This window comes from Cytobacillus horneckiae (assembly GCF_002835735.1).
Lineage (GTDB): Bacteria > Bacillota > Bacilli > Bacillales > Cytobacillaceae > Cytobacillus > Cytobacillus horneckiae.
In genome coordinates, this window is sequence record NZ_PISD01000008.1 from 37,269 (window position 1) to 61,766 (window position 24,498).

A 24,498-nucleotide genomic window follows, 5' to 3' on the forward strand; every position below is an offset into this window, starting at 1 on the left:
ATGATGTTTATAATATACAATAACGACATCATTCAGTCAAGAAATCTGAATGTTTTTTCTATAAATATTGTAAAAATTATAATAAAGAGGATTTCTAGTATCATAATTTTCTGCTTTTTTCCAAATGACTGGATAATGAAAAGCGTACATAATTATCGTTATTTTTCATAATTATATGTAAATTGAAGAAAGGGTGAGAATATGTATCGATTCTCAATCAATCATCATGAATGGATTCTTCGATTTTCAGTCAATGTAATAATTGAAAAACAAGAGAGGCAAAGGATATGTAAAGCAATCATTCAAATGGGAAAAGAGCTTATCCATTACTCGCATGGAGATTCATTTATTATTTTAGACAATGAACAAGGCATCATCGTTTTTAATATAGAAACAATACCTTCATTTATATTAACCGTCTCCAATGTCATTCCAAAAGAGGACTGGTACTCATATGACGGATTCAATATTTCACAGCATGATGGGTAGTGAATGGAATTTCCTTTATTAGGGAAATGCTGACGATTGCGTCGAGCTGCTTTGTCACTTATTTCTGCTTGTCTTTTGAATGACTCGCATCTCCATCAGGATCCGAGGGACATCTCTCTGAACTTATTTTTTACTTTCTCAACACTCTGCGAAGCTAAATATGATTAGCTTCTTTTTTTGTTTCAAAATTTCTATATAAAATATGTTGACGAATTTTTTTATTAAGTATAAAATGTTGCACAAGGGAAACTTTTATTGCTCGGTATAAAAAACATGTCCGAAGGTAACATATATGCATCATTCAAAAAAAGGTGCATATACTCACTTTAAAGGACTATCTTTTGAGGAGATGGTAATGAAATGAAAAAATGGTTTGTTCTCTTTACAATTTTGCCTTTACTTTTATTAACAGCTTGTTCTAATGAAAGCTCATCGGCAAATAATGAAAATGAAAAACTAAAAGTAACAACAACGATCGCGCAAATCGCGGACGGAGTTAACAATATTGGCGGCGAGATGGTTGAAGTTCAAAGTTTGATGGGTCCGGGAACTGACCCCCATTTGTATAAAGCGACCCAAAGTGATATCGCTAAATTACAAGATGCAGATGTGATTTTTTATAACGGTTTAAATTTGGAAGGCAAGATGCACGATATTTTGGATAAAATGAATGATCAAAAACCAACATATGCGATTTCCGAATCCATTAAAGAAGAAGACTTGTTAGATGATGAAGATGATAAAAACGCAGTGGACCCCCACGTTTGGTTCGATATCGATTTATGGAAGCATGCTTTGGAAGAGGTTAAATCTGGACTCATTGAGGCAGATCCAGCTAACAAAGAGTACTATGAGAAAAATGCAGACGAATATTTTAAGAAGTTAGATGATCTTAAAGTTTATGCAAGTGAGCAGCTGAAAACGATTCCGGAAGATCAGCGTGTACTTGTAACCGCACATGATGCATTTGGATATTTCGGCGCAGCTTATGAGATGGAAGTGTTAGGACTACAAGGGTTAAGCACAGATGCAGAATATGGATTAGGAGATGTTCAACATCTAGTAGATACACTTGTAAACAGGGAGATTAAAGCAGTATTTGTAGAATCAAGTATTTCAGAACGATCAATCAATGCAGTGATAGAAGGAGCTCAGCAAAAGGGGCATGAAGTGGGCATTGGCGGCGAACTATACTCTGACGCAATGGGCGAAGAAGGAACAGAGGAAGGCACCTATATCGGAATGTATAAGCATAATATAGATACGGTTACAAAAGCATTAAAGTAACAAAGTGAGGTGGCTCTAGCATCGGTTTATAACCAAGATGCTTAGTCACCTCGATATTAGTTTTAGGAGTGGTTATGTTGAATCCAGTAGATGTGAAAAACTTAACAGTCGCTTATCAAAAAAAGGCGGTGCTGAAAAATGTCACCTTTACAGTACCTGAAGGGAAGTTAATCGGAATCATAGGACCAAACGGTGCCGGCAAATCGACCTTGATTAAAGCTGTTCTCGGTCTCATTCCAAAGGCATCCGGTGAAGTGAAAATATACAATAAAAAGTATCGGGCAAAGGATAGAATTGTTGGATATGTTCCACAAAGAGGTTCAGTAGATTGGGATTTTCCTACAAGTGCCTTAGATGTTGTGCTTATGGGAAGATATGGGCATGTTGGATGGTTTAAGCGACCAAGTAAACAAGATAACCAGATTGCAAGAGAGTGTTTGGAGAAAGTTGGCATGGAGGGGTATGCTGACCGCCAAATAAGCCAATTATCCGGAGGCCAGCAGCAACGTGTTTTCCTTGCAAGAGCTTTAGCGCAGGATGCTAAAGTGTATTTCATGGATGAACCTTTTGTTGGTGTGGATGCAGCAACAGAGAGAGCGATAATTGATCTTCTTAATGAGCTGAAAAGCCAAGGGAAAACAGTCCTTGTCGTCCATCATGATTTACAAACAGTTAAAGATTATTTTGATGATTGCCTATTATTAAATGTTGAGACCATCGCCTCAGGTCCAACTGAACAAGTATTTACTATGGAAAATTTGCATCAAACATACGGTGGGAAACTTGCCTTCTTAGAGCAAGGTAAAATGATGGTTGAACAAAAATGAGGTGATTGAAATGAATAGCATTATGCTGATGCTTAGTGATGCAAATACGCAATGGGTTTTGGTCGGGACCCTTTTATTAGGGCTAGCTAGCGGTGTTTTGGGCAGCTTTGCCCTATTAAGAAAACAAAGCTTGATTGGCGATGCTGTTGCCCATGCGGCTTTACCTGGAATATGCATTGCGTTTTTATTAACAGGTGAGAGGTCATTGATTGTTCTCCTAATTGGCGCAACGATTACAGGGCTACTGTCAGCCTACTGTATTCAATACATCGTATCTTCGACAATCATAAAGGAAGATACAGCAATCTGTTTGATTTTATCTGTTTTCTTTGGGTTTGGTATTGTACTATTAACAAAAGTACAGCAGCTACCTTCAGGAAATAAAAGCGGTTTGGATGCATTTATTTTTGGGCAGGCTGCCTCAATTGTCGGCAGTGATGTCAAAGTAATGGCTGGTGCTGCAGCCATATTAGTGTTCATCACCGCGATATTATTTAAAGAATTTAAAGTGATCACATTTGATCCAGAATTCGCAAAGGGCCTCGGATTGCCTATTGGATTTTTAAACTTTTTGTTTATATCATTGCTTGTAGGTGTCGTTGTAGTTGGCATCCAGGCAGTTGGCGTCATCTTGATGGCTGCACTTCTAATTACACCAGCCATTGCAGCACGTTATTGGACAAATTCGCTCAGCAAAATGATAGTGATTTCGGGAATGTTTGGAGCGTTTTCAGGTGTCGTCGGGACGATGATAAGCGCACTAGGGCAAGGATTGCCGACAGGTCCATTTATTGTTGTAACAGCAACCGCTATTTTCGTAATTTCTATGCTATTTGCACCGGAAAGAGGAATCATTGCGAAGAAAATCAAGCAGAAAATTTATTATAAACAATTAAATGAAGCTGGAACAAAGGGGAGGGTGTCATGAGTTATGAAGCGTGGATTCTAATCATCGGTTCAATGGCTGGAATTACTTGTGGAGTGGTAGGCTGCTTTTTAATTTTAAGAAAGCTTTCTATGCTTGCCGATGCGATTAGCCATACTGTACTCCTAGGAATTGTTCTTGCCTTTCTTATAAGCCAAAGCATGAACGGCCTGTATATGTTAATCGGTGCCGCAGCAGTGGGGTTGTTAACAGCAGTTTTCGTACAATTGCTTCATAGCTCCGGAATACAGGAAGATGCCTCCATTGGTGTTGTGTTTACTTTCTTATTTGCAATAGGTGTTATTTTAATAACCATATTTGCTGATAATGTTCACCTTGATGTGGACCATGCTTTAATGGGCGAAATTGCCTTTGTCCCATTTGATCTTGTGCAAATAGGATTCCTACCGCCATTACCGAAAGCATTTCTCATGCTCGCATCAGTATTGATCATTAATTTAGTCATCATCGTTCTTTTTTATAAGGAATTCAAGATTACTTCTTTTGATCCGCAAATGGCTGCTGCAATCGGTATTCCGGTGTTATTGATCCACTATTTATTAATGGGGATGGTATCCATTACGACAGTAGCCTCATTTGACAGTGTTGGCGCAATCCTTGTTGTTGCTATGCTGATTGCACCTGGGGCATCAGCGTATCTATTGACAAATAAATTAAGTGTCATGCTGTTATTAAGCGCTGTATTCGGTGTTATAGCTGCCGTGGTAGGCTATTATGCTGCATCATATATTGATGCATCTATCTCAGGTTGTATGGCAATGATGAATGGAATCATATTTTTGCTTGTATTTCTATTCTCGCCATCTAAAGGCATTCTTTCTAAGAGGCTCCCGCAGAAAAAACTGCATGAACAGATTGGAAAATAAGATCAAAGAACTTTGCCAGCTAAACTTGGCGAAGTTCTTTTTTTATCCCAATAATATAAGCATGATTATAAGTTTTTATTTATATAAATAAAAAAAATTCATTTAAAGCTATTGTTTTTATAAAAAAAACTATATAATTAATATTTATAATTAATAGATTTTTATAATAACTAAAAGATTTCTCTTGATTGTAAATGAAATACGTTATTTAACAGTTATAGGAATATAAGAAATTAATTTTATCATTATAGTTTTGTATGGAGGTAAATGAATGGAATATACACTGCAGCCGTTAGGTGATCAAGCTGTCATTATTGAGCTTGGCGATGAAATCTCAAATGACATTCAAAAAAAAATTCATTTAGTGACAGCTTATTTAGATGCTGAAGCACCCTCTTGGATAATAGAATATATCCCTGCTTTTACGACAATTACAATTTTTTATGAACCTGTGATGCTAGCAAGACTTTGCAATCATCAAGTCTTGCCATATGAATATGCTTGCAAATTAATTGATGACTTGCTTAAGACAATAACGGGCAATAAAGCAGCTGAACCACGTGTGATCAAAATTCCTGTTTGCTACGGTGGAGAATTCGGTCCTGATCTAGAAACAGTAGCAAAGATAAATGGACTGACAACAGATGAAGTAATCCATATTCATGCAGGTGGGGATTATTCTGTTTTTATGATAGGGTTTGCGCCTGGTTTTCCTTTTATCGGGGGAATGTCAGAAAGCATTGCTGCGCCGCGAAGGGATACACCGCGATTAAAAATTCCGGCTAGAACGGTTGGTATTGCAGGTATGCAAACGGGTGTATATCCAATTGAAACGCCAGGTGGATGGCAGCTCATTGGCCGTACGCCGATTGAGCTTTTCCGGCCTGACGATGAAATACCAAGTCTATTGCATGCCGGAGATAAAGTACAATTTTTCCCTATTAGTCTTGAAGAATATAAAGAATGGGAGAATGATAACAATGATAACCATCATTAAACCCGGCCTTCTAACGAGCATTCAAGATTTGGGCAGGTACGGATTTCAAAAATATGGTGTGATTGCAAGCGGGGTTATGGATCAAATCGCTCATCGAGTGGCTAATCTTCTAGTCGGCAATAAGGAAAGCGAATCAACAATCGAAATGACTTTAATAGGACCGACTATACAATTTCATGAAAATACATTAATCGCAATTACCGGGGGAGATCTTTCGCCGGCTATTAATGGCAAGGCGATAGGGACGTGGAAACCAATCTTTGTAAAAAAAGGCAGTGTACTCTCATTTGGCAAGTGCCAAGCAGGCTGTCGTGCTTATCTTGCAGCAGCAGGTGGATTTTCGGTGCCATTTATCATGGGGAGCAAGTCAACCTATTTACGAGCGAAAATCGGCGGAAATGAGGGACGGGCATTAAAGAAACATGATGCTATTCATATAGGAAATCCAAGTAGCATAGCCGTAAAGATGATCCATTTCTATCAGCCTCAATTATCCTCCGATTTCGTTTCAGGGAGATGGGCGGTAGATGCTAGCCTCATTCCTATATATCAAAAAAGAAAGTCTATAAGAGTGTTAAAGGGTAGGCATTACCATTTGTTTACGAAACAGAGCCAACAAAAATTGTATGAAGAAGGCTTTGAAGTTTCATCGCAATCTGACCGCATGGGCTATCGGCTAACAGGGCCAGCCCTTGCTTTGGAAAAACCTGAGGAAATGATTTCTGAAGCAGTCGCATTTGGCACCATTCAAGTTCCGCCCGGAGGAGACCCCATTATATTGCTCGCTGATAGACAAACGACCGGTGGGTATCCAAAGATTGCTCAAATTGCATCAGTTGATTTACCTTTTCTTGCACAGGCAAAGCCGGGAGATACACTTCATTTTACAGAAATCACTCATGATGAAGCTCAGCGTTTAATTCTTGAAAAAGAGAAGGTGCTTCAGGAGCTGAAAGTTGGAATCAAACATAAATTTGCATAGGAGGAGTTAGAGATGGCGATCATTGATTTGAATTGTGATATGGGAGAGAGCTTTGGCGCTTATAAGATGGGGCGTGATGAGGAGATTCTAGATTATGTGACAAGCGCAAATATTGCCTGCGGGTTCCATGCAGGCGACCCCGCAACGATGAGGAAAACAGTGCGCCTCGCTTTAGATAAAAATGTAGCGATTGGCGCACACCCTGGTTTCCAGGACTTAGTAGGCTTTGGAAGAAGAGAAATGAAAGTAACTCCGATGGAGGCATATGACTTAGTAGTCTATCAAATTGGTGCGCTATCGGCTTTTGTGAAATCTGAAGGAGGCAAGCTCCAGCATGTGAAACCGCATGGTGCACTCTTTAATATGGCTGCAAAAGATGCACCTCTTTCTGAAGCAATTGCTGAGGCTGTCTATAAAGTGGATCCGGAACTTATTCTCTTTGGACTGGCAGGTGGAGAATTAGTAAAAGCAGGAGAGAAGATTGGCATACGTTCAGCCAGTGAAGTTTTTTCTGACCGTACTTATCAGGCGGATGGCACATTAACCTCTAGACGTGAAGAGAACGCGCTTATAAAGAATCACGAAACAGCGGTCAATCAAGTCATTCGAATGGTGAAAGAGGGACAAGTATTATCACTTCAAGGAGTAGATGTTTCCATCAAGGCAGATACCGTATGCATTCACGGCGACGGTGCAAACGCGCTGGAATTTGCTAAATATATTTTAACAGCATTGCAGAGAGCAAATATTAAGGTCGCTAAAATCGGTGACTTTCTATAAAACAACCATAAAATCAGGGGGCATTTATGAAAACTCAATCAACTAGAAGCATTATTTTAGGTGCCGCGTTCTTGATGGCAACGTCCGCCATTGGACCGGGATTTCTAACACAGACAACTGTATTCACTGACAAGCTTTTAGCGAGCTTTGGCTTTGTTATTTTAATATCCATTATTATTGATATTGGTGCCCAAACAAATATTTGGCGAATTCTTGCGGTTTCAGAGAAAAAAGCACAAGACATAGCAAATGAAGTTCTCCCTGGTCTAGGCTATTTTTTGGCAGCTCTCATCGTAATGGGAGGCCTGGCCTTTAATATCGGAAATATTGCCGGAGCTGGATTAGGAACAAATGTATTATTTGGTGTATCTCCCGAGCTTGGGGCTCTATTGAGTGGTATTGTTGCAATATGTATCTTTTTAGTGCGAGAAGCAGGTAAAGTAATGGACCGTTTCGCACAAGTAATGGGCTTTGTCATGATCGCTTTAATGGTGTATGTCATGTTTACTGCTCAGCCTCCTTATGGTGAAGCAGTCGTTAAATCATTTGTTCCGGATACTATTGATCTTTTAGCCATAGTTACTTTAGTTGGCGGAACTGTCGGCGGTTATATTACTTTTGCTGGTGGTCACCGATTATTAGATGCTGGAATTAAAGGAAAATCAGCGCTTCCGCAAGTTACGAAAAGTTCAGTGAGTGCAATTGGTATTGCATCCATCATGAGGATATTCTTATTCCTTGCTGCATTAGGAATTGTTTCCCAAGGGCTGGCACTTAACCCTGATAACCCAGCTGCATCAGTTTTCCAACATGCTGCTGGCAATGTTGGCTATAAAATTTTTGGTGTGATTATGTGGGCTGCAGCCGTAACATCTGTAGTAGGAGCAGCTTATACGTCCGTTTCGTTTATTCGTACCTTTAGTTCGTTTATTGATAAAAATGCAAAATGGTTTATTGTTGGTTTCATTGCAGTATCAACAATTATATTTGTATCTATCGGCCAGCCGGTTAAGATTCTAGTGTTGGTTGGATCAGTAAATGGTTTAATCTTGCCAGTCGCACTTGGTGTTATGCTTGTGGCTGCACATAAAGTGAAAATTGTCGGTGACTATAAGCACCCTGTTTGGATGACGATTTTCGGAATCATAATCGTCATTGCAATGGCCATAATGGGAGGATATACATTATTTAATGGCATTCCGCAATTATTCGAATAGATTGGAGGAAATAACAATGTCTGCTCCCGCATTATATAGCCCTGACTTAGCGAGGGATATGATTCGCAAAGGAGAATGGCTAAAGCCCACTTCAGGCGTTTCAAATGGATTTATCCAAGCGAATCTAGCAGTTATTCCTAAAGAGCTAGCTTTTGATTTTTTGCTATTTTGTCAGCGTAACCCAAAGCCTTGTCCAATTATTGACGTTACAGAGCCTGGTTCAGGCATACCTGAACTGGCTGCTCCTACAGGAAATATAAAAACCGATATTCCTAAATATAGAATCTACAGGCATGGTGAATTTGTTGAAGAAAAAACAGATGTAACGGATGTGTGGGATGACAATATGGTCGGATTTTTAATCGGCTGCAGCTTTACGTTTGAGGATGCTCTACTAACTAACGGTGTGCCAATCAGACATATTGAAGAAAATTGCAATGTGCCAATGTATCAAACAAATATCCCTTGTGTAAAAGCGGGGGCATTTGAAGGTCCTATGGTAGTCAGCATGAGACCTATGTCTGAAAAGGATGCAATCAGGGCCGTTCAAGTAACGAGCCGCTTCCCATCTGTCCATGGTGCGCCGATTCATATCGGCAATCCAAGAGCAATTGGAATTAAAAACATCCATCAACCTGAATTTGGAGACCCAGTAACGATAAAAGACGGCGAAGTACCTGTTTTTTGGGCGTGTGGTGTGACACCACAAGCAGTTGCCATGAACGTAAAGCCGGAAATAATGATCACCCATGCTCCGGGTCATATGTTTATAACTGATTTGAAAAACGAACACTTTGCAATCATCTAATCACAGCTGGTTAAGCTCAGCTATAGAGAATCGGATTTTCAGACGCATACCTTTCGCTTCCTGAGCGATGGGAGCGTTAAGCCGCTTCGTCGCTGCGAGCTGAAGATATATTATTTATGCAACAGTAGACTGAGTTTGGTATTTTACCAGACTCAGTCCTTTTAATTTTAGCTTAATCCTTTTATTGATATAGGGAAACCAAAATTTGGTGTACTGGGACCAAAATGAGGTGCGGTCGCGCAGAAAAGGGTCATAGATAGTATAACTGGAACCAAAATGAGTGCGTTCGGGTAGAAAATGGTCATAGAAAGTGTAACTGGAACCAAAAAGGGGTGCAGTCGCGCAGGAAATGGTCATAGAAAGTGTAACTGGAACCAAAATGAGGTGCGTTCGCGCAGAAAAGGGTCATAGAAAGTGTAACTGGAACCAAAATGGGGTGCAGTCAAACAGAAACTGGTTATAGATTGTATAACTGGAACCAAAATAAGGTGCGGTCCCGCAAAAAATGGTCATAGTACGTGTAACTGGAACCAAAATGAGGTGCAGTCAAACAGAAACTGGCCTTCTCATATAATCAGTTTTCATCGTCATCACCGGTAATCGGTCTATTCTTCCAAATGCAACCAGCTCATTTACCGATATAATCTGGACAGCTCTATCTTTTCATTCATAAATCGAGCTACAAAATGAACGTACTTACATAACGCGAAACTCTGCTATATAATATAAGGAGCTCTGGATAAAGATTTGTGTTTTTACCGATAATCGACCTTAATCATCCAACAATTAAATAAAACATTGATAAATAGACATTTATAGAGGAGGGCTAACCATAAATGGGACTTGCATTAATCATTGCAGAAAAGCCGGACCAAGGCTTGACGCTTGCGTCCATTTTTAAAATAAAGAAGCATCAAGGATATGTCGAGATTCTGCCAAATGATGTGTTTCAGGATGGAGCGTATGTGACTTGGGCAGTCGGTCATCTGTGCCAGCTTTCCTCTCCGGAAAAATATGAAGCGAAGTGGAAGAAATGGTCGCTTGAAACATTGCCGATGATTCCGCAGCAGTTTACATACGAAGTGACAAAAGACAAAGCGAAACAATTTCATGTGATAAAAAAGCTTCTAGCTACGCCCGGACTGACAAAAGTCATTCATGCAGGGGATGCAGGGCGAGAAGGGGAATTAATCATTCGGAATATATTAAGATTAACCAATTGTCGCCTTCCAATGAAAAGAATGTGGATTTCTTCCTTAACACCGCATGCCATTAAGGAAGGATTTTTGAATTTATTGGAAGAGGAGAAAACCCGTAATTTATATTATGAAGCATATACGAGAGCCTGTGCTGATTGGATTGTAGGCATGAATGCATCAAGGTTATATAGCTTACTGCTGCAGCAAAAGGGATTCTCAGACGTATTTTCAGTTGGAAGAGTACAGACACCGACACTTGCGCTCATTGTAAAGCGGGAAAATGAAATTGATCAATTTGTATCAGAGCCGTTTTGGGAAGTGCTTGCCAAATTCTCAGTTCAAGGCAAAAAATATACTGGGAAATGGGAAAACAACGGGGAAACAAGGATTAAAACAAAAGAACTTGCAGAAAAAATTGCAGCCTTTTGCAATGGGAAACAGGCAGAAGTAGCTGAGGTACAAAGTGAGAAAAAAGAATATTTACCTCCCCTCTTTTATAATCTGTCTGCGCTGCAGGCTGATGCTAACCGCCGATATAAATTCCCACCTAAAAAAACGTTGGATGTTCTTCAGCAGCTTTACCAGAAAGGGATGGTGTCGTATCCTCGTTCGGATTCAAGACATGTGACCCCAGGGGAAGCGGAAAGTTTTTCACTTATACTGAATAAATTATCACAGCAAGCGGACTATGCAAGCTTTTTTCCGATGCCGATTGAGTCCATTCAGCAAAATAAACGTTATGTGAATGAGAAAAAGGTAACTGATCATTACGCAATTATTCCGACAGAACAAGTGCCTCGATTAGATAAGCTGTCTGCAGACGAGAAAAAAATATATGATATGGTTGCGAAAAGCTTAATCGCTGCACATTATGAAAAAGCGGTGACAGAGTATACAACAGTTAAAACAAAAGTGGATGGCAGAGCTGTATTTATTTCAAAAGGGAAAGTACAGCTGGAAGAAGGGTTTAGAAAGGTGATTCCTCAAGTTGAAAAGGATAAGGAAGACATTCTTCCTATTTTGACCGTTGGGGAAGTCGGCAATACTGATAAAGTGGATGTTAAAGAAAGTAAAACACAGCCACCTAAACGCTATACTGAAGGACAGCTTATTACACTCATGAAAACAGCTGGAAAATATATAGAAGATAAAGAGCTTGAAAAAGTGTTGATGAAGACGGAAGGATTAGGTACGGAAGCAACTAGAGCCGGCATTATCACAATGTTAAAAGATCGCAAATACATTGAAATTCGTAAAAATGTTGTTTTTGCAACATCTAAGGCAAAAATTTTGATAGGTGCAATCGGTGAAGAAATTTTAGCTTCACCGGAAATGACCGCTAAATGGGAGAGACGGTTAAAAGAGATTTCTGAAGGAACGGCTTCACCTAAACAATTTATGGATCAAACGAATAAGATGATATCATATCTTGTACAATCAACAGGGCAAAATGCGGAGGCTTGGTCATTTTCCATAGAAGATCAAGAGAATTTCACACCTAGGGAATATAAAAAGAAACGAACAACCTATTTGGGCAGTTGCATGTTATGTGATGGAAAAGTAATGGATAAAGGCGAGTTTTATGGTTGTTCAAATTATAAAAACGCGAATTGCCGCTTTACATTATCAAAAAAAATGATGGGTAAAAGCATTACTCAAAAACTGATTAAACAACTGCTAAAAGACGGAAAAACAGACATGATTGAAGGCTTTAAGAGCAAAGACAAATCATTTTCAGCCCAGCTTACATGGGATAGAAAAGAAAAAAAGTTGAAATTTCATTTCCCGGACAAGCAATTTTTACCATAGTTCCCAAGTCTACCTTGTCTCCTTCAGTGAATTATAGTATCATTTTTAATGATGGTTAAAAACCAAGTGAATGAATGTGATTAATGATAGGTTTAGCCTATTTTAGAAATAAGATATGTTTAGCAAAGGTACCAATAGGATAAAACATTGGGGAAAGAACCCTTCCGTCTTATGTTTTACCATTTCAGGTTGGTACTTATGCTTTTCTTTATGGGAGGGTCCTCATGCCAACACCAAGTATGGAAGATTATATTGAACAAATTTACTTGTTGATAGAAGAAAAAGGTTATGCCCGAGTATCGGATATTGCGGAAGCGCTATCAGTCCATCCATCTTCGGTTACGAAAATGGTTCAAAAACTGGATAAAGACGAATATCTCGTATATGAGAAATACCGGGGCCTTGTTCTTACTGCAAAAGGGAAGAAAATTGGCAAGAGGCTAGTTTATCGACATGAGTTATTGGAACAAATGCTTAAAATTATCGGTGTAAAAGATGAGCATATTTATGAAGATGTCGAAGGAATAGAGCATCACCTCAGCTGGGATGCGATTGATCGGATTGGAGATTTAGTCCAATATTTTGAAGAAGATAAATCGAGAATAGAAGCGTTAAGAATTGTTCAAAAGAATAATGAAGAATAATAACAGAGCTGTCCAACTAGTCACATGGCTTAATGGATAGCTCTGTTATTGTTTTGTCTATGTTTATGGTTTGACAAAAAAGGTATTTTTATCACAGATTAACGGGCAGTAAGCCCGACCTAAAAGTTTAGAGGGATCGAAGAAGCATAGGTGTGGGATGAAGGAAAACCCCAACTGATTGAAGTTTCACTTTATAAATGTGAAACTTTTTCTTTATAAATATCGTACATATAAAAACGGGAAAATACATAAAGGGTGAAGTTGAATGACACAGTTTGATTGGTCAAAGGCAGCAGAAAAACAATGGGATGAAAGGGCAGATGGCTGGAATGCAAGATCAAGGGAAATGTGGGAAGCCGGCAGCAGAAAGGATATTACTCCACTTTTCTTAAAATACTTAAAACCGCATAGCAAAGTGTGTGATTTAGGGTGCGGGGACGGTTATGGCGCTCTTAAGCTAGCGAAAGCGAATATGGATGTCACCGGAATTGATGTAGCGGAAGAAATGATAGAAAAAGCTAAAGCGATTAATGAAGGATATACAAGTACGTTTTTAAAAGGTGATATTGCTTCCCTGCCTTTTGCGGATGATTGCTTTGATGGTATCTTGGCAATAAATTCGCTTGAATGGACAGAGGATCCTTATCGCGTACTTGAAGAAGTAAAAAGGGTGCTGAAGCGAGATGCATATGCTTGTATTGGCATTTTAGGCCCAACTGCCGGACCAAGGGAAAATAGCTATTCACGGTTATTAGGGAAAAAAGTGATATGCAACACAATGATGCCATGGGAATTTGAAAAGATTTCACTAGCGCTAGGGTTTGAAAAAGTCGATGAATTGGGTGTATATAAAAAGGCAGCAGACCTTCTGCCAAAAGGTGCGTTGCCACTTGAATTAAAACAGTCTTTGTCATTTATGTGGGTGTTTATATTAAAAAATAGAGGGGTGAGGCTATGAACCGCTATTCATTGGAAGAATTTGTTGATGCAACAAGGCAGGAAGATAAAGGGGAAGGATTATTTGAATTAGAAACACCGAGACTGCTAGAGATTAATTTAACGGATCAAATTTGGGCAAAGTCTGGTGCGATGATTTCCTATCAAGGGAACATAAAATTTGCGCGTGAAGGTATTTTGGAACATGGCTTAGGAAAAATGTTCAAAAGAGCATTTTCCGGCGAAGGCTCAGCACTAATGAAGGCTACTGGGAATGGAAAGCTATACGTTGCAGATCAAGGCAAGAAAATTTCAATTATCCGGCTAGCTGGAGAAGCATTTTATGTTAGTGGCAATGACCTGTTAGCTTTTGAGCCTTCGCTTAAATGGGATATTAAACTCATGAGAAAAATTGCTGGCATGTTATCAGGCGGGCTATTTAATATTCGTTTGGAAGGGTATGGAATGGTTGCAATCACGTCGCATTATGAGCCTTTAACATTAGTGGTTTCGCCAAATCAGCCCGTATACACTGATCCAAATGCAACAGTTGCCTGGTCAGGCAATCTTCAGCCTGAATTTGTCGCAGATGTATCTCTTAAGACATTTGTAGGTAGAGGCAGCGGCGACTCGCTGCAAATGAAATTTACAGGTGACGGCTTTGTTGTCGTCCAGCCGTTTGAGGAAGGTTATTTTTCTAACGATTCATAAATAAGTAATCAAAAAAGCAGTGAAGAGCTACTTCACTGCTTTCATTGTATAAGTTAGTCCCATTCAAAAGGTGTTTCCTGATACACATAGTAGTTTAACCAGTTAGAGAAAAGCAGGTGAGCATGAGAGCGCCATGTATTGCGAGGCGTCTTCTCCGGATCATCATTAGGGAAATAGTGGTTTGGGAGTTTAATAGCCAAACCTTTGCTGTGATCACGATAGTATTCCTCTGCAAGTGTCATAGCTTCATATTCAAGATGGCCTGTAATCATAATTTGTTTGCCATTATTTGCACTCATGATAAATGCACCAGCTTCATCCGAAGTTGATAGAACCTTGATTTCAGGATGATTTGTCAGCATTGCCAACGATACATCGGTATGTCTGGAATGCGGCGCAGTATAAAAATCATCAAAGCCCCGCAATAATTTCTCAGACCAGTCATGGACTTTATGGTCAAATACGCCAAAGCATTTATCAGATAATGGATACTTATCAATGCCAAAGTGATGATAAAGAGCAGCCTGAGCTCCCCAGCATATGTGTAAAGTAGAAGTGACATGGCTCTTCGTCCATTCCATAATAGCCATAAGCTCATCCCAGTAATCAACTTGTTCAAATTGAAGAAGCTCAACAGGAGCGCCTGTAATAATCATTCCATCAAATTTACGATCTTTTATTTTCGTAAAGGTGGTATAAAATTGTTCGAGATGAAGCGGACTTGTATTTTTAGATTGATGTGTCTCTGTTTTCAAAAAGGTAATATTGACTTGAAGCGGTGTGTTTCCAAGCAATCTTAATAGATGCGCTTCTGTTTTTTCCTTTTGTGGCATCAAATTTAAAATAAGAATATTTAAAGGGCGGATATCTTGGCATTGTGCACGATTTTCATCCATTATAAATATATTTTCATCCTCCAAAATCTCCCTTGCCGGAAGCCCCTGCGGAATGGTGATAGGCAAATGATCATCTCCTAGTGCGAACTTTCAATAAAGTGAAACTTCCATCAGTGGGGGGTTTCCTTCATCCCCCACTGATGGTTAGTTGAACCAATCGGACTTTTACGGGCAGTTGATCTCCCACTTATCCTTTTTGATTCATTTCCAAAGTCTTCTCGTTAAGAGTCTTACTGCCCGTTAAAGCGGGATAAATTCATTATAAAGACGTTTAACTTATTGGGCAATGATTAAATCTTAAATTTGTTTAATAATTTCCGAATTTAAGCATAATAATATCGCTTTTTTATCATTAGGAAATGATACAATAGGTAATGGTATGAAATTGATTTGTCTACATAGGAGGATAAACCAACATGAATGCAAACTCTGTAAAATCTGATATAGAAATTGCCCAGGCAGCAACCATGAAGCCAATTATGGAAATTGGTGAAAAGGTCGGATTAATGCCAGATGATTTAGAGTTATTTGGAAAATATAAAGCGAAGTTATCAAATGAAGCTTTAAGTCGAATAAATAGAAATGAGAACGGCAAAGTCATTTTAGTCACTGCGATTAATCCTACACCTGCTGGCGAAGGGAAATCTACAGTGACAGTCGGATTAGGTGATGCGCTAAATAGATTAGGTAAAAATGCGATGATTGCCATGCGTGAACCATCTCTTGGTCCTACGATGGGAGTAAAAGGCGGTGCAACCGGCGGCGGTTACGCTCAAGTATTGCCGATGGAGGATATTAATCTTCATTTTACTGGTGATATCCATGCGATTACAACGGCAAACAATGCATTAGCAGCATTAATCGATAATCATCTTCAGCAGGGGAACGAGCTGAAAATTGACCAGCGAAGGATTGTTTGGAAAAGGGTACTGGATTTAAATGACCGTGCGCTACGAAAAGTGATCATCGGTCTTGGAGGCCCTGTTCAGGGAGTGCCAAGGGAGGATGGATTTGATATCACTGTTGCTTCTGAAGTAATGGCTGTTTTATGCTTGGCAAATGATTTACAGGATCTTAAGAAAAAATTAGGTAAGATGGTCATTGCTTATAATATTGATCGTCAGCCTGTCACAGTTTCTGATCTTGGTGCAGAAGGAGCGCTTGCATTACTTTTAAAAGAAGCTGTGAAGCCTAACATAGTCCAAACGCTGGAGCATACGCCAGCTCTCATACATGGCGGTCCGTTTGCAAATATTGCGCATGGCTGCAACAGCGTCATAGCTACGAAAGCTGCGGCTAAGCTGGCGGATTATGTAGTGACCGAAGCTGGTTTTGGCGCAGATTTAGGAGCGGAAAAATTCCTTCATATTAAAGCTAGAAGCGCAGGAATTAAACCAGAAGCAGTTGTTATCGTGGCAACAGTTCGCGCTTTAAAAATGCATGGCGGACTTAGAAAAGATCAATTAGCAACCGAAGATATTGAGGCATTGACAACTGGATTTGCAAACTTGAAAAAGCATGTTGAAACAATCGAAAGCTTTGGTTTGCCGTTTGTTGTCGCAATTAACCGGTTTGTTCATGATACAGACAACGAATTAAAGGTATTGTCGGCATTATGCGACCAATATCAAATTCCTTATGCAATGACAGAAGTATGGGAGCATGGTGGAGAAGGCGGCATTTTACTCGCAGAAAAGGTTTTGAAATTGATTGACAATAAACAATCTAATTTTGAGGCGTTATATAATATTAAGGATTCATTAGAGGAGAAAATTAACGCAATAGCAAAAAAGGTTTACGGTGCTGGACAAGTTGATTTTACCGCAAAAGCAAGAAAGCAAATGCAGGATTTTACTGCCCAAGGATGGAGCAGCTTACCGATCTGTATGGCGAAAACGCAATATTCATTATCTGATGATCCTGCAAAGCTTGGAAGACCGGAAGACTTTTCAATTACTATAAGAGAACTTAAGCCTTCTATTGGTGCAGGATTTATCGTTGCATTGACAGGAGATGTCATGACGATGCCAGGCTTGCCAAAAGCCCCTGCCGCGATGAAAATGGATGTAGATGAAAATGGAAATGCCATTGGATTATTTTAACTAACAATAACTATATTAAAAAGAAGGCATTCGCTAAAAGTACTCGGCGAACGCCTTTTTTAAAAGGATACCAAAGCATAACTTTGAAATTCGAAAACTGTCTAGCTCAAGCGCCATCCCCTCAAGGTCACAAGCCGATACCCTAGAAAGGTAAAGAACGCCTTCACGTAAGGCTCGTGCTTGTCGTGAGTGAGCAAGGCGCTTGCGCTTTTCTTAAAGAGGGAATGAAGCAATGTTTGATCCAACAGCTTTTGAAAATATGAAGGTCGTACTAGAAGGGCATTTATATGATTATGATTTAATTGGAGAAATTAGTATTATTGATAGAAACGATATTGTGAATACATCGAAGTTGTCTCGTCAGTATGAATTAACGTTTATAGAAAGTGATGAGAGACTATATTGTCAGATTGTGTTAAAAGCTGATTTAAAACAATTAGCTGCCGAGCTTTTACCTGTACATAGCAATGAAAATGAAGCGGGCTGCAAGCTGTTCCTCCGCTTTGTCTTGAAGCATAAAGATGACATGAAACTAATGGAAAGCACGAAAGCAGTGGTCTCTAACATTTGGGGAGTATCTAGAACTGTGAACCAAATCATAAAATATAATACGAAAGATAAACATGAAGTTGAAAATGAAATGACTGTTTCATTTAACCGTCTTATCTATGAAGACCAAATGGATGATTTACTTGTGATGGTTGAGCATATGCGCGAAACTTTAAAGCAATTAAGCAAGGTAATCGAATAATCAGTGGTTTAACCAGGTTGCTTGATGTTAAAAATGATATGAGTTTGTCCGCAGTCTAATCTAGGCTGCAGACAAACTCATTCTTTTTAAAAAAGAAGCTCGGATTTTCGCTTCTCTCCCGGAGGAGTCGAGCGGTAAGTCTCTCTAAATTCCATTGAAATTTCGTTCGGTCAATTTGTCAACGGCGCTTTTTTCTGCATTATTAAGATTTAATGAAAATATTCTTCATGTTACAATTAGGTGTTAGAAACAATAAGCAGGTGTTCATGATGAATGAAAAGCAATATATAAAAAGAGCTGAACAGTTTGTGAAAACATTCCACAATCAGGATACAACCGGCCATGATTGGCATCATATCAGCAGGGTGAGAAATTCAGCACTTTACATAAAGGAGCAAGAGCAGAGCGGTAACAAATTTATTATTGAAATGTCTGCATTATTACACGATATTCCTGATGAAAAGCTGAACCAATCGAAAGAGGAAGGGGATCAGCGGCTAAATAATTTTCTTGAATCCCTCCATCTTGAGCAAAAGGTAAAACAGGAAATTATATCTTGTATTTCAACAGTTTCCTTTAAAGGTGGCAAGGCTTATTCTAAGCTAAGCATTGAGGCACAAATCGTTCAAGATGCAGACCGACTGGACGCAATGGGTGCGATAGGGATTGCTAGAGCTTTCGCTTATTCAGGAGCATCAGGTCAAGAGATATATAATCCGGATCTTCCAGTGAGAACTGCAATGAATGAAGCAGAGTACCGGACAGGGAAGTCTTCTGCAATTAATCATTTTTATGAAAAACTTTTAAAGCTAAAAGATTTGCTTCATACAAATACAGCAAAGAGGCTGGCGAATGACCGCCATCTGTTTATGGAAGCTTTTTTAGACGAATTTTTTAAAGAATGGAATGGTCAAAAATGAATATGATCACACTTGAGAATATAGCAAAAACATATGGAGAAAAGGAATTATTCACCGGCATTTCCTTCACGATCGCCGAAAAGGATCGTGTAGGGTTAATTGGTGTAAACGGTACAGGTAAATCCTCGCTATTAAAAATTGTTGCAGGAATAGATACACCTGATTCCGGCGAGATTATTGCTCCAAAAGATTATTCGATTGCTTACTCTGAACAGGAACCTCAATTGGAAGAAAGCTTAACTGTGCTGGAACAGGTTTTTGCCGGGGAAGCGCCAATCCTTGTTTTGCTGAGAGAATATGAACAAACTTTAATTGAGCTTAACACAAATCCAGATCAAAAGAGCATACAAGAAAAGCTATTTGAACTGCAAAAAAAATTGGATGCATCAAATGGCTGGGAAGCAAGTACGAATGCGAAAACAATTCTAACAAAATTGGGCATTACCGATGTGAATAAAAGAATTGGCGAATTGTCTGGTGGACAGAAAAAGCGGGTTGCGCTTGCTCAAAGCTTGATCCAATCGGCTGATCTTCTTATTCTTGATGAGCCTACAAATCATCTTGATTATGAATCGGTGAAATGGCTTGAGGATTACCTGTCAAGATACAGCGGTGCGTTATTGCTAGTAACCCATGATCGCTATTTTCTAGATCGTGTCACTAACCGGATGTTTGAGCTTGATTCCGGCGAGCTGTATAGCTATAAAGGGAATTATGCGGCATTTTTAGAAGCGAAAGCAGTTCGTGAAGAGAATATGGCCGCTACAATCGATAAACAAAGAAACCTATACCGAAGAGAATTAGAATGGATCCGTCGTGGTGCGAAGGCGAGAACGACGAAACAAAAAGCTAGAATTGACAGATTCGAACAATTAGATGATCGCCTCGCAAACGTGAAGCAAGCGGAAAAGCTTGATATGTCTTTAAGCGGAAGCCGATTAGGCAAGCAGGTGTTTGAGTTAAAGGATGCCAATAAAGCGTATCAAAACCAAACGATCCTCGAAGATTATGATTTATTGATTAAGCCTGGAGATCGAATAGGCATCATCGGCCGAAATGGATCAGGCAAATCTACTTTATTGAATATATTAGCAGGGAAAATTCCGCTGGATTCCGGTGAAAGAATTATTGGACAAACAGTCAAGATTGCTTATTACACGCAAGAAAGTGAAGATATGGATGATAATAAGCGAATGATCGAGTATTTAAAAGAGACGGCTGAAGTAGTTGAAACATCAGATGGAAAAACAATCTCTGCAGCGCAAATGCTCGAACGCTTCCTCTTTCCTCCTTATACACACGGCACATTAATAAGAAAGCTGTCAGGAGGAGAAAAACGAAGATTATATTTATTGAAGATTTTAATGTCTTCTCCAAATGTTCTTTTGCTAGATGAGCCGACAAATAATCTGGATACACAGACTCTTACTGTTCTAGAGGATTACTTAGATGATTTTCCCGGAGTAGTCATTACCGTTTCCCATGACCGGTATTTCCTCGATAAAGTGGCAGGCCAGCTTTTAATATTACATGGCGGTGGTAAGATTTCATCATTTTTCGGGAACTATACGGATTATCTGGAGAAGGAAAAGACCGACTCGCAAACTGCTGAGAAAAGTGTCCAGCCTAAACCGGCAAACCAGCCGAAGCAAAAGAAAAAAAGAATGTCCTATAATGAATCACGTGAATGGGAACAGATTGATGAGAAAATATCTTCTGCTGAGGAGAGGCTCGAAGAAATCGCAGCTGAAATGGAGAATATCGGCAGTGATTTTGAAAAAGCGCAAGCATTAATGGATGAGCAAACAAAGCTGAATGAAGAATTGGAACATTTAATCGAGCGCTGGAGTTATCTATCAGATCTGGCAGATGCTTAAAATAAGCTGATTAAATGATACAACGCAACCGGTATGTTAAAATAAGACTATCTTTGAACATATGTAGTAAAGGGTGAGAACAGTGATAATAAAAGCGATAGAGCCTACCCCTAGTCCGAATACGATGAAGGTAATCCTAGATAAGGAATTGCCGATGGGTACAAGCAATAACTATAAAGCGGATAACTGTGAAGGTGCGCCGCAAGTCATTAAAGATATTCTAGAAATTGAAGGAATAAAAGGTGTTTATCACGTTGCTGACTTCCTGGCAGTTGAAAGAAATGCCAGATACGATTGGAAAGAGCTCCTTCCCCAAGTGAGAAGTGCTTTTGGCGAAGATGGAGAAGAAAGCCAAGCCCGTAGTGAAATAGATGAGCACTTTGGAGAAGTGCAAGCTTTTGTGCAAATATATAAAGGTATTCCTATGCAAGTTAAATTAACCGATGGAACAGAAGAGAAACGCTTCGGTTTACCTGACATGTATGTCAAAGCAGTAGCCGAGTCGCAAAACCCTGATGATAATGTGGTCATGGTCAGAAAGTGGAAAGAGCTTGGCGTAAGATATGGAGAGTTTGATCAAGTAGGTAAAGAAGTGATCGATGAATTGTTAGCCGCTTATCCGGAAACTCGGGTAAAAAGCTTAGTTCAAGCAGCAAACAATCCGGAAATTGCTGAAGAAACTAAGCAAAAGCAGCGGTTAAAATTAACTCCTCAAGACTTAGAAGACGAAGACTGGCGCATACGTTATCAAAAGCTTGAACAAATGGACGATCCCACTTTGGAGGATTTGCCCCTGCTTGATAAAGCACTGGAAGATGAAAAAGCTTCAATTAGAAGATTATCAACAGTTTATTTAGGAATGATAGAAGATCCTAAAGTTCTTCCATATCTTTATAAAGCTTTAAAAGATAAAACAGTTACGGTAAGACGTACTGCAGGCGACTGTTTATCTGATTTAGGCTTTAAAGAGGCGATGCCAGAAATGATGGAAGCACTAGCTGATAAAAGCAAACTCGTTCGCTGGAGAGCCGCCATGTTTTTATATGAAGTCGGCGACGAAACCGCTTTGCCAGCATTGAAAGCTGCCGAGAATGATGATGAGTTCGAAGTAAGCCTGCAAATTAAACTGGCTATCGAACGAATCGAACAAGGCGAAGAAGCAAAAGGCTCTGTTTGGAAACAAATGACCGAATCAAGAAAAAACTAAATCATCATGAAGCCCTGCAGGCAAACTGCGGGGTTTTTTACTGTATGGATATATTATTTATGAAAAAAAGTGTATATTCCACTGAACCGAGCATACATCACTCCCAATCGCGTAATAACCCCAATTATTCCGCTGAACCGAGCATCAATCGTTCCCAATCGCGTAATAAACCGCAATTGATTCCACTGAACCGAACACAATCGCTCCCAATCGCAGAATAAAACGGCAATTATTCCGCTGAACAGAACGTCAATCGCCGCCAATTGCCGAATAAAATCAAATACAAGTTTCGACTAAACTAAAACTCTTTCTCCAATCGTATCAACCTATTCAGCATATGACAACGCCGATAAATCCTTTTACAATAAGACGTTTTACCGTTTTAAAGTAAAAAATAATACAAATTTAGCGAAAATTATTGCAAATCACGTAATAAAGGTCTATATTTGAAAGAAAATATTCCGGGGGAGGAACAGATCATGTCGAAAGATTTGAGAACACGCAGCTATGCAATAAGTGAAGATGAAAAAAGAGCACCAAACCGGGCTATGCTAAGAGCGGTAGGTTTTACTGATGAGGATTTCAAGAAGCCTATGATTGGGATTGCAAGCACATGGAGTGAGGTTACACCATGTAATATACATATTAATGAGCTCGCGGTTAAAGCCAAGGAAGGAGCTCGGATTGCCGGCGGGGCACCGATGATTTTCAATACGATTACAGTTTCAGATGGAATTTCCATGGGAACTGAAGGGATGCGCTATTCTTTGCCAAGCCGTGATTTAATTGCTGATTCTATTGAAACAGTTGTCGGGGCGGAATGTCTTGACGGATATGTTGCCATCGGAGGCTGTGATAAAAATATGCCGGGCTGCATGATTGCCATTGCTAGAATGAACTTGCCTTCGTTATTTGTTTATGGAGGGACAATTAAGCCTGGTAAATTAAAAGGAGAAGATATTGATATCGTTTCTGTTTTTGAAGGTGTTGGCCAATATAACGGCGGCAGTATTGACAAGCAAGAATTAACGAAAATAGAATGTCATGCTTGTCCAGGTTCAGGCTCCTGCGGAGGAATGTATACAGCGAATACAATGGCGAGTGCAATTGAAGCGCTTGGCATGAGCTTGCCAGGCAGCTCCTCGAACCCAGCTGAAACAGATGAGAAGCGCAATGACTGCCATGAAGCTGGCAAAGCGGTATATCGCCTAATGGAGCAAGATATAAAGCCACGTGATATATTAACTAAAAAAGCTTTTGAAAATGCCATTACTGTCGTTTACGCACTTGGCGGTTCCACAAATGCTGTTCTACATTTGATGGCCATTGCTCATGCGGCTGAAGTAGATTTGTCACTTGATGACTTTAACCGATTGCAAGAAAAAGTGCCACATTTAGCTGATTTAAAACCAAGCGGTAAATATGTAATGCAGGATCTTCATAATATTGGCGGTGTTCAATCTGTTATGAAAATGCTGCTTAAGGAAGGCTTGCTGCATGGTGATTGCCTAACTGTAACTGGTAAAACACTCGCAGAAAACTTAGAAGAAACGGCTGAACTGCAGGAAGGCCAGGAAATTATTCGTCCAGTTAGCGAGCCGTTAAGAGAAACTGGCCCATTGGTTGTTTTAAAAGGAAACCTTGCACCAAATGGAGCAGTGGCAAAGGTATCGGGATTGAAAGTTAAACGAATGACAGGTCCAGCAAAAGTATTCAACGATGAAGAAACAGCTACAGAAGCGGTGATAAATGGAGAAATTAAAGACGGCGACGTGTTAATCATTAGATATGAAGGGCCAAAAGGCGGGCCGGGTATGCCGGAGATGCTTTCCATCTCAGGAATCTTAGTTGGTAAGGGGCTAGGTGAAACAGTAGCCTTATTAACAGATGGCCGTTTTTCTGGTGGCTCGCACGGCTTTGTAATCGGCCATATTGCACCAGAAGCGCAGGTTGGCGGTCCGATTGCACTGGTCCAGTCAGGAGACAGTGTGACAATTGATAGTGAAACAAAAGAAATTTCAGTTGCGTTATCAGAAGAGGAATTCGCTAAACGACGCGAGGCATGGACACCTCCAGCATTGCCAAGACGAGGCGCATTAGCGAAGTATGCTCGGGTCGTATCATGTGCCTCTAAGGGTGCTGTAACAGATTACTTTGATGATGAAAAAGCAGGTTTACAATCTAACAAAAAAGAATTATTATCTGAGGTTTAATCCTCAGATATTTGCTCCCCTGTTCGATGTAATT

General features: G+C 39.7%; 21 protein-coding genes. 20 read left to right on the forward strand and 1 reads right to left on the reverse strand.

Annotation, left to right across the window (positions count from 1 at the left end; genetic code table 11):
- The first annotated feature begins 201 nt into the window (after window positions 1-201).
- From CWS20_RS03385 to CWS20_RS03450, 14 genes are all read left to right on the forward strand, one after another.
- The gene (locus CWS20_RS03385; protein WP_066200327.1) at window positions 202-489 is read left to right on the forward strand and encodes a hypothetical protein; all 288 of its coding nucleotides are present in this window, start codon (window positions 202-204) and stop codon (window positions 487-489) included.
- 360 nt (window positions 490-849) lie between these two features.
- The gene (locus CWS20_RS03390; protein ID WP_066200324.1) at window positions 850-1,776 is read left to right on the forward strand and encodes a metal ABC transporter solute-binding protein, Zn/Mn family; all 927 of its coding nucleotides are present in this window, start codon (window positions 850-852) and stop codon (window positions 1,774-1,776) included.
- 77 nt (window positions 1,777-1,853) lie between these two features.
- Window positions 1,854-2,603 (forward strand): metal ABC transporter ATP-binding protein, encoded by a 750-nt coding sequence (locus CWS20_RS03395; protein WP_066200321.1) that lies wholly within the window; start codon window positions 1,854-1,856, stop codon window positions 2,601-2,603.
- A gap of 10 nt (window positions 2,604-2,613) precedes the next feature.
- The gene (locus CWS20_RS03400) at window positions 2,614-3,531 is read left to right on the forward strand and encodes a metal ABC transporter permease (protein WP_066201833.1); all 918 of its coding nucleotides are present in this window, start codon (window positions 2,614-2,616) and stop codon (window positions 3,529-3,531) included.
- Entirely contained in the window at window positions 3,528-4,415 is an 888-nt protein-coding gene (locus CWS20_RS03405) for a metal ABC transporter permease (protein WP_066200317.1), read from the forward strand. The genes CWS20_RS03400 and CWS20_RS03405 overlap by 4 nt, the downstream gene beginning before the upstream one ends.
- 271 nt (window positions 4,416-4,686) lie before the next feature.
- Entirely contained in the window at window positions 4,687-5,412 is a 726-nt protein-coding gene (gene pxpB / locus CWS20_RS03410) for a 5-oxoprolinase subunit PxpB (RefSeq protein ID WP_066200314.1), read from the forward strand.
- Window positions 5,396-6,394, forward strand: coding sequence for a 5-oxoprolinase subunit C family protein (locus CWS20_RS03415; RefSeq protein ID WP_066200311.1), 999 nt, complete (start codon window positions 5,396-5,398; stop codon window positions 6,392-6,394). Before pxpB ends, CWS20_RS03415 begins: the two co-directional genes overlap by 17 nt.
- 12 nt (window positions 6,395-6,406) lie before the next feature.
- Entirely contained in the window at window positions 6,407-7,174 is a 768-nt protein-coding gene (locus CWS20_RS03420; RefSeq protein ID WP_066200308.1) for a LamB/YcsF family protein, read from the forward strand.
- A 26-nt stretch (window positions 7,175-7,200) separates the two neighbouring features.
- Window positions 7,201-8,391: an NRAMP family divalent metal transporter gene (locus CWS20_RS03425; protein ID WP_066200305.1), complete on the forward strand. Its 1,191-nt coding sequence runs from the start codon at window positions 7,201-7,203 to the stop codon at window positions 8,389-8,391.
- Between the two features lie 16 nt (window positions 8,392-8,407).
- The gene (locus CWS20_RS03430; RefSeq protein ID WP_066200302.1) at window positions 8,408-9,199 is read left to right on the forward strand and encodes a putative hydro-lyase; all 792 of its coding nucleotides are present in this window, start codon (window positions 8,408-8,410) and stop codon (window positions 9,197-9,199) included.
- Window positions 9,200-10,035: 836 nt separating this feature from the next.
- Window positions 10,036-12,207 (forward strand): DNA topoisomerase III, encoded by a 2,172-nt coding sequence (locus CWS20_RS03435; protein WP_066200300.1) that lies wholly within the window; start codon window positions 10,036-10,038, stop codon window positions 12,205-12,207.
- A 224-nt stretch (window positions 12,208-12,431) separates the two neighbouring features.
- Window positions 12,432-12,851 carry a transcriptional regulator MntR gene (mntR, locus tag CWS20_RS03440; protein WP_066200296.1) on the forward strand — a complete coding sequence of 140 codons (420 nt, stop codon included), beginning with the start codon at window positions 12,432-12,434 and terminating at the stop codon, window positions 12,849-12,851.
- 265 nt (window positions 12,852-13,116) lie between these two features.
- Complete coding sequence (locus CWS20_RS03445; protein WP_066200292.1) at window positions 13,117-13,809, forward strand: class I SAM-dependent methyltransferase; 693 nt, start codon at window positions 13,117-13,119, stop codon at window positions 13,807-13,809.
- On the forward strand, window positions 13,806-14,498 hold the full coding sequence (locus tag CWS20_RS03450; protein ID WP_066200291.1) for an AIM24 family protein: 693 nt from the start codon (window positions 13,806-13,808) through the stop codon (window positions 14,496-14,498). Before CWS20_RS03445 ends, CWS20_RS03450 begins: the two co-directional genes overlap by 4 nt.
- A gap of 53 nt (window positions 14,499-14,551) precedes the next feature.
- Here the strand turns inward: CWS20_RS03450 and metA are convergent, their stop codons facing one another.
- Window positions 14,552-15,460 (reverse strand): homoserine O-acetyltransferase MetA, encoded by a 909-nt coding sequence (gene metA / locus CWS20_RS03455; protein WP_066200288.1) that lies wholly within the window; start codon window positions 15,458-15,460, stop codon window positions 14,552-14,554.
- A gap of 350 nt (window positions 15,461-15,810) precedes the next feature.
- Between metA and CWS20_RS03460 the strand changes: the two genes are divergently transcribed.
- The 6 genes from CWS20_RS03460 to ilvD all read left to right on the forward strand — a co-directional run bounded on the left by CWS20_RS03460 (window position 15,811) and on the right by ilvD (window position 24,464).
- On the forward strand, window positions 15,811-17,496 hold the full coding sequence (locus CWS20_RS03460) for a formate--tetrahydrofolate ligase (RefSeq protein ID WP_066200285.1): 1,686 nt from the start codon (window positions 15,811-15,813) through the stop codon (window positions 17,494-17,496).
- A 232-nt stretch (window positions 17,497-17,728) separates the two neighbouring features.
- Complete coding sequence (locus CWS20_RS03465; protein WP_066200283.1) at window positions 17,729-18,247, forward strand: hypothetical protein; 519 nt, start codon at window positions 17,729-17,731, stop codon at window positions 18,245-18,247.
- Between the two features lie 266 nt (window positions 18,248-18,513).
- A complete protein-coding gene (locus CWS20_RS03470) occupies window positions 18,514-19,167 on the forward strand; it encodes an HD domain-containing protein (RefSeq protein ID WP_326135067.1) in 654 nt (217 codons plus the stop codon).
- Window positions 19,164-21,044 carry an ABC-F family ATP-binding cassette domain-containing protein gene (locus CWS20_RS03475; RefSeq protein WP_066200279.1) on the forward strand — a complete coding sequence of 627 codons (1,881 nt, stop codon included), beginning with the start codon at window positions 19,164-19,166 and terminating at the stop codon, window positions 21,042-21,044. The genes CWS20_RS03470 and CWS20_RS03475 overlap by 4 nt, the downstream gene beginning before the upstream one ends.
- Window positions 21,045-21,126: 82 nt before the next feature.
- Window positions 21,127-22,251: a conserved virulence factor C family protein gene (locus CWS20_RS03480; RefSeq protein WP_066200273.1), complete on the forward strand. Its 1,125-nt coding sequence runs from the start codon at window positions 21,127-21,129 to the stop codon at window positions 22,249-22,251.
- 479 nt (window positions 22,252-22,730) lie between these two features.
- Window positions 22,731-24,464, forward strand: coding sequence for a dihydroxy-acid dehydratase (ilvD, locus tag CWS20_RS03485; RefSeq protein WP_066200270.1), 1,734 nt, complete (start codon window positions 22,731-22,733; stop codon window positions 24,462-24,464).
- The last annotated feature ends 34 nt before the right edge of the window (window positions 24,465-24,498 follow it).

Coding starts and splice junctions, on each gene's coding strand:
- ilvD (WP_066200270.1), top strand. CDS start 22,731: ATGTCGAAAGATTTGAGAACACGCAGCTATGCAATAAGTGAAGATGAA.
- CWS20_RS03415 (WP_066200311.1), top strand. CDS start 5,396: ATGATAACCATCATTAAACCCGGCCTTCTAACGAGCATTCAAGATTTG.
- CWS20_RS03435 (WP_066200300.1), top strand. CDS start 10,036: ATGGGACTTGCATTAATCATTGCAGAAAAGCCGGACCAAGGCTTGACG.
- CWS20_RS03450 (WP_066200291.1), top strand. CDS start 13,806: ATGAACCGCTATTCATTGGAAGAATTTGTTGATGCAACAAGGCAGGAA.
- CWS20_RS03400 (WP_066201833.1), top strand. CDS start 2,614: ATGAATAGCATTATGCTGATGCTTAGTGATGCAAATACGCAATGGGTT.
- CWS20_RS03445 (WP_066200292.1), top strand. CDS start 13,117: ATGACACAGTTTGATTGGTCAAAGGCAGCAGAAAAACAATGGGATGAA.
- mntR (WP_066200296.1), top strand. CDS start 12,432: ATGCCAACACCAAGTATGGAAGATTATATTGAACAAATTTACTTGTTG.
- CWS20_RS03420 (WP_066200308.1), top strand. CDS start 6,407: ATGGCGATCATTGATTTGAATTGTGATATGGGAGAGAGCTTTGGCGCT.
- pxpB (WP_066200314.1), top strand. CDS start 4,687: ATGGAATATACACTGCAGCCGTTAGGTGATCAAGCTGTCATTATTGAG.
- CWS20_RS03465 (WP_066200283.1), top strand. CDS start 17,729: ATGTTTGATCCAACAGCTTTTGAAAATATGAAGGTCGTACTAGAAGGG.
- CWS20_RS03475 (WP_066200279.1), top strand. CDS start 19,164: ATGAATATGATCACACTTGAGAATATAGCAAAAACATATGGAGAAAAG.
- CWS20_RS03425 (WP_066200305.1), top strand. CDS start 7,201: ATGAAAACTCAATCAACTAGAAGCATTATTTTAGGTGCCGCGTTCTTG.
- CWS20_RS03390 (WP_066200324.1), top strand. CDS start 850: ATGAAAAAATGGTTTGTTCTCTTTACAATTTTGCCTTTACTTTTATTA.
- CWS20_RS03430 (WP_066200302.1), top strand. CDS start 8,408: ATGTCTGCTCCCGCATTATATAGCCCTGACTTAGCGAGGGATATGATT.
- CWS20_RS03470 (WP_326135067.1), top strand. CDS start 18,514: ATGATGAATGAAAAGCAATATATAAAAAGAGCTGAACAGTTTGTGAAA.
- CWS20_RS03385 (WP_066200327.1), top strand. CDS start 202: ATGTATCGATTCTCAATCAATCATCATGAATGGATTCTTCGATTTTCA.
- CWS20_RS03405 (WP_066200317.1), top strand. CDS start 3,528: ATGAGTTATGAAGCGTGGATTCTAATCATCGGTTCAATGGCTGGAATT.
- CWS20_RS03460 (WP_066200285.1), top strand. CDS start 15,811: ATGAATGCAAACTCTGTAAAATCTGATATAGAAATTGCCCAGGCAGCA.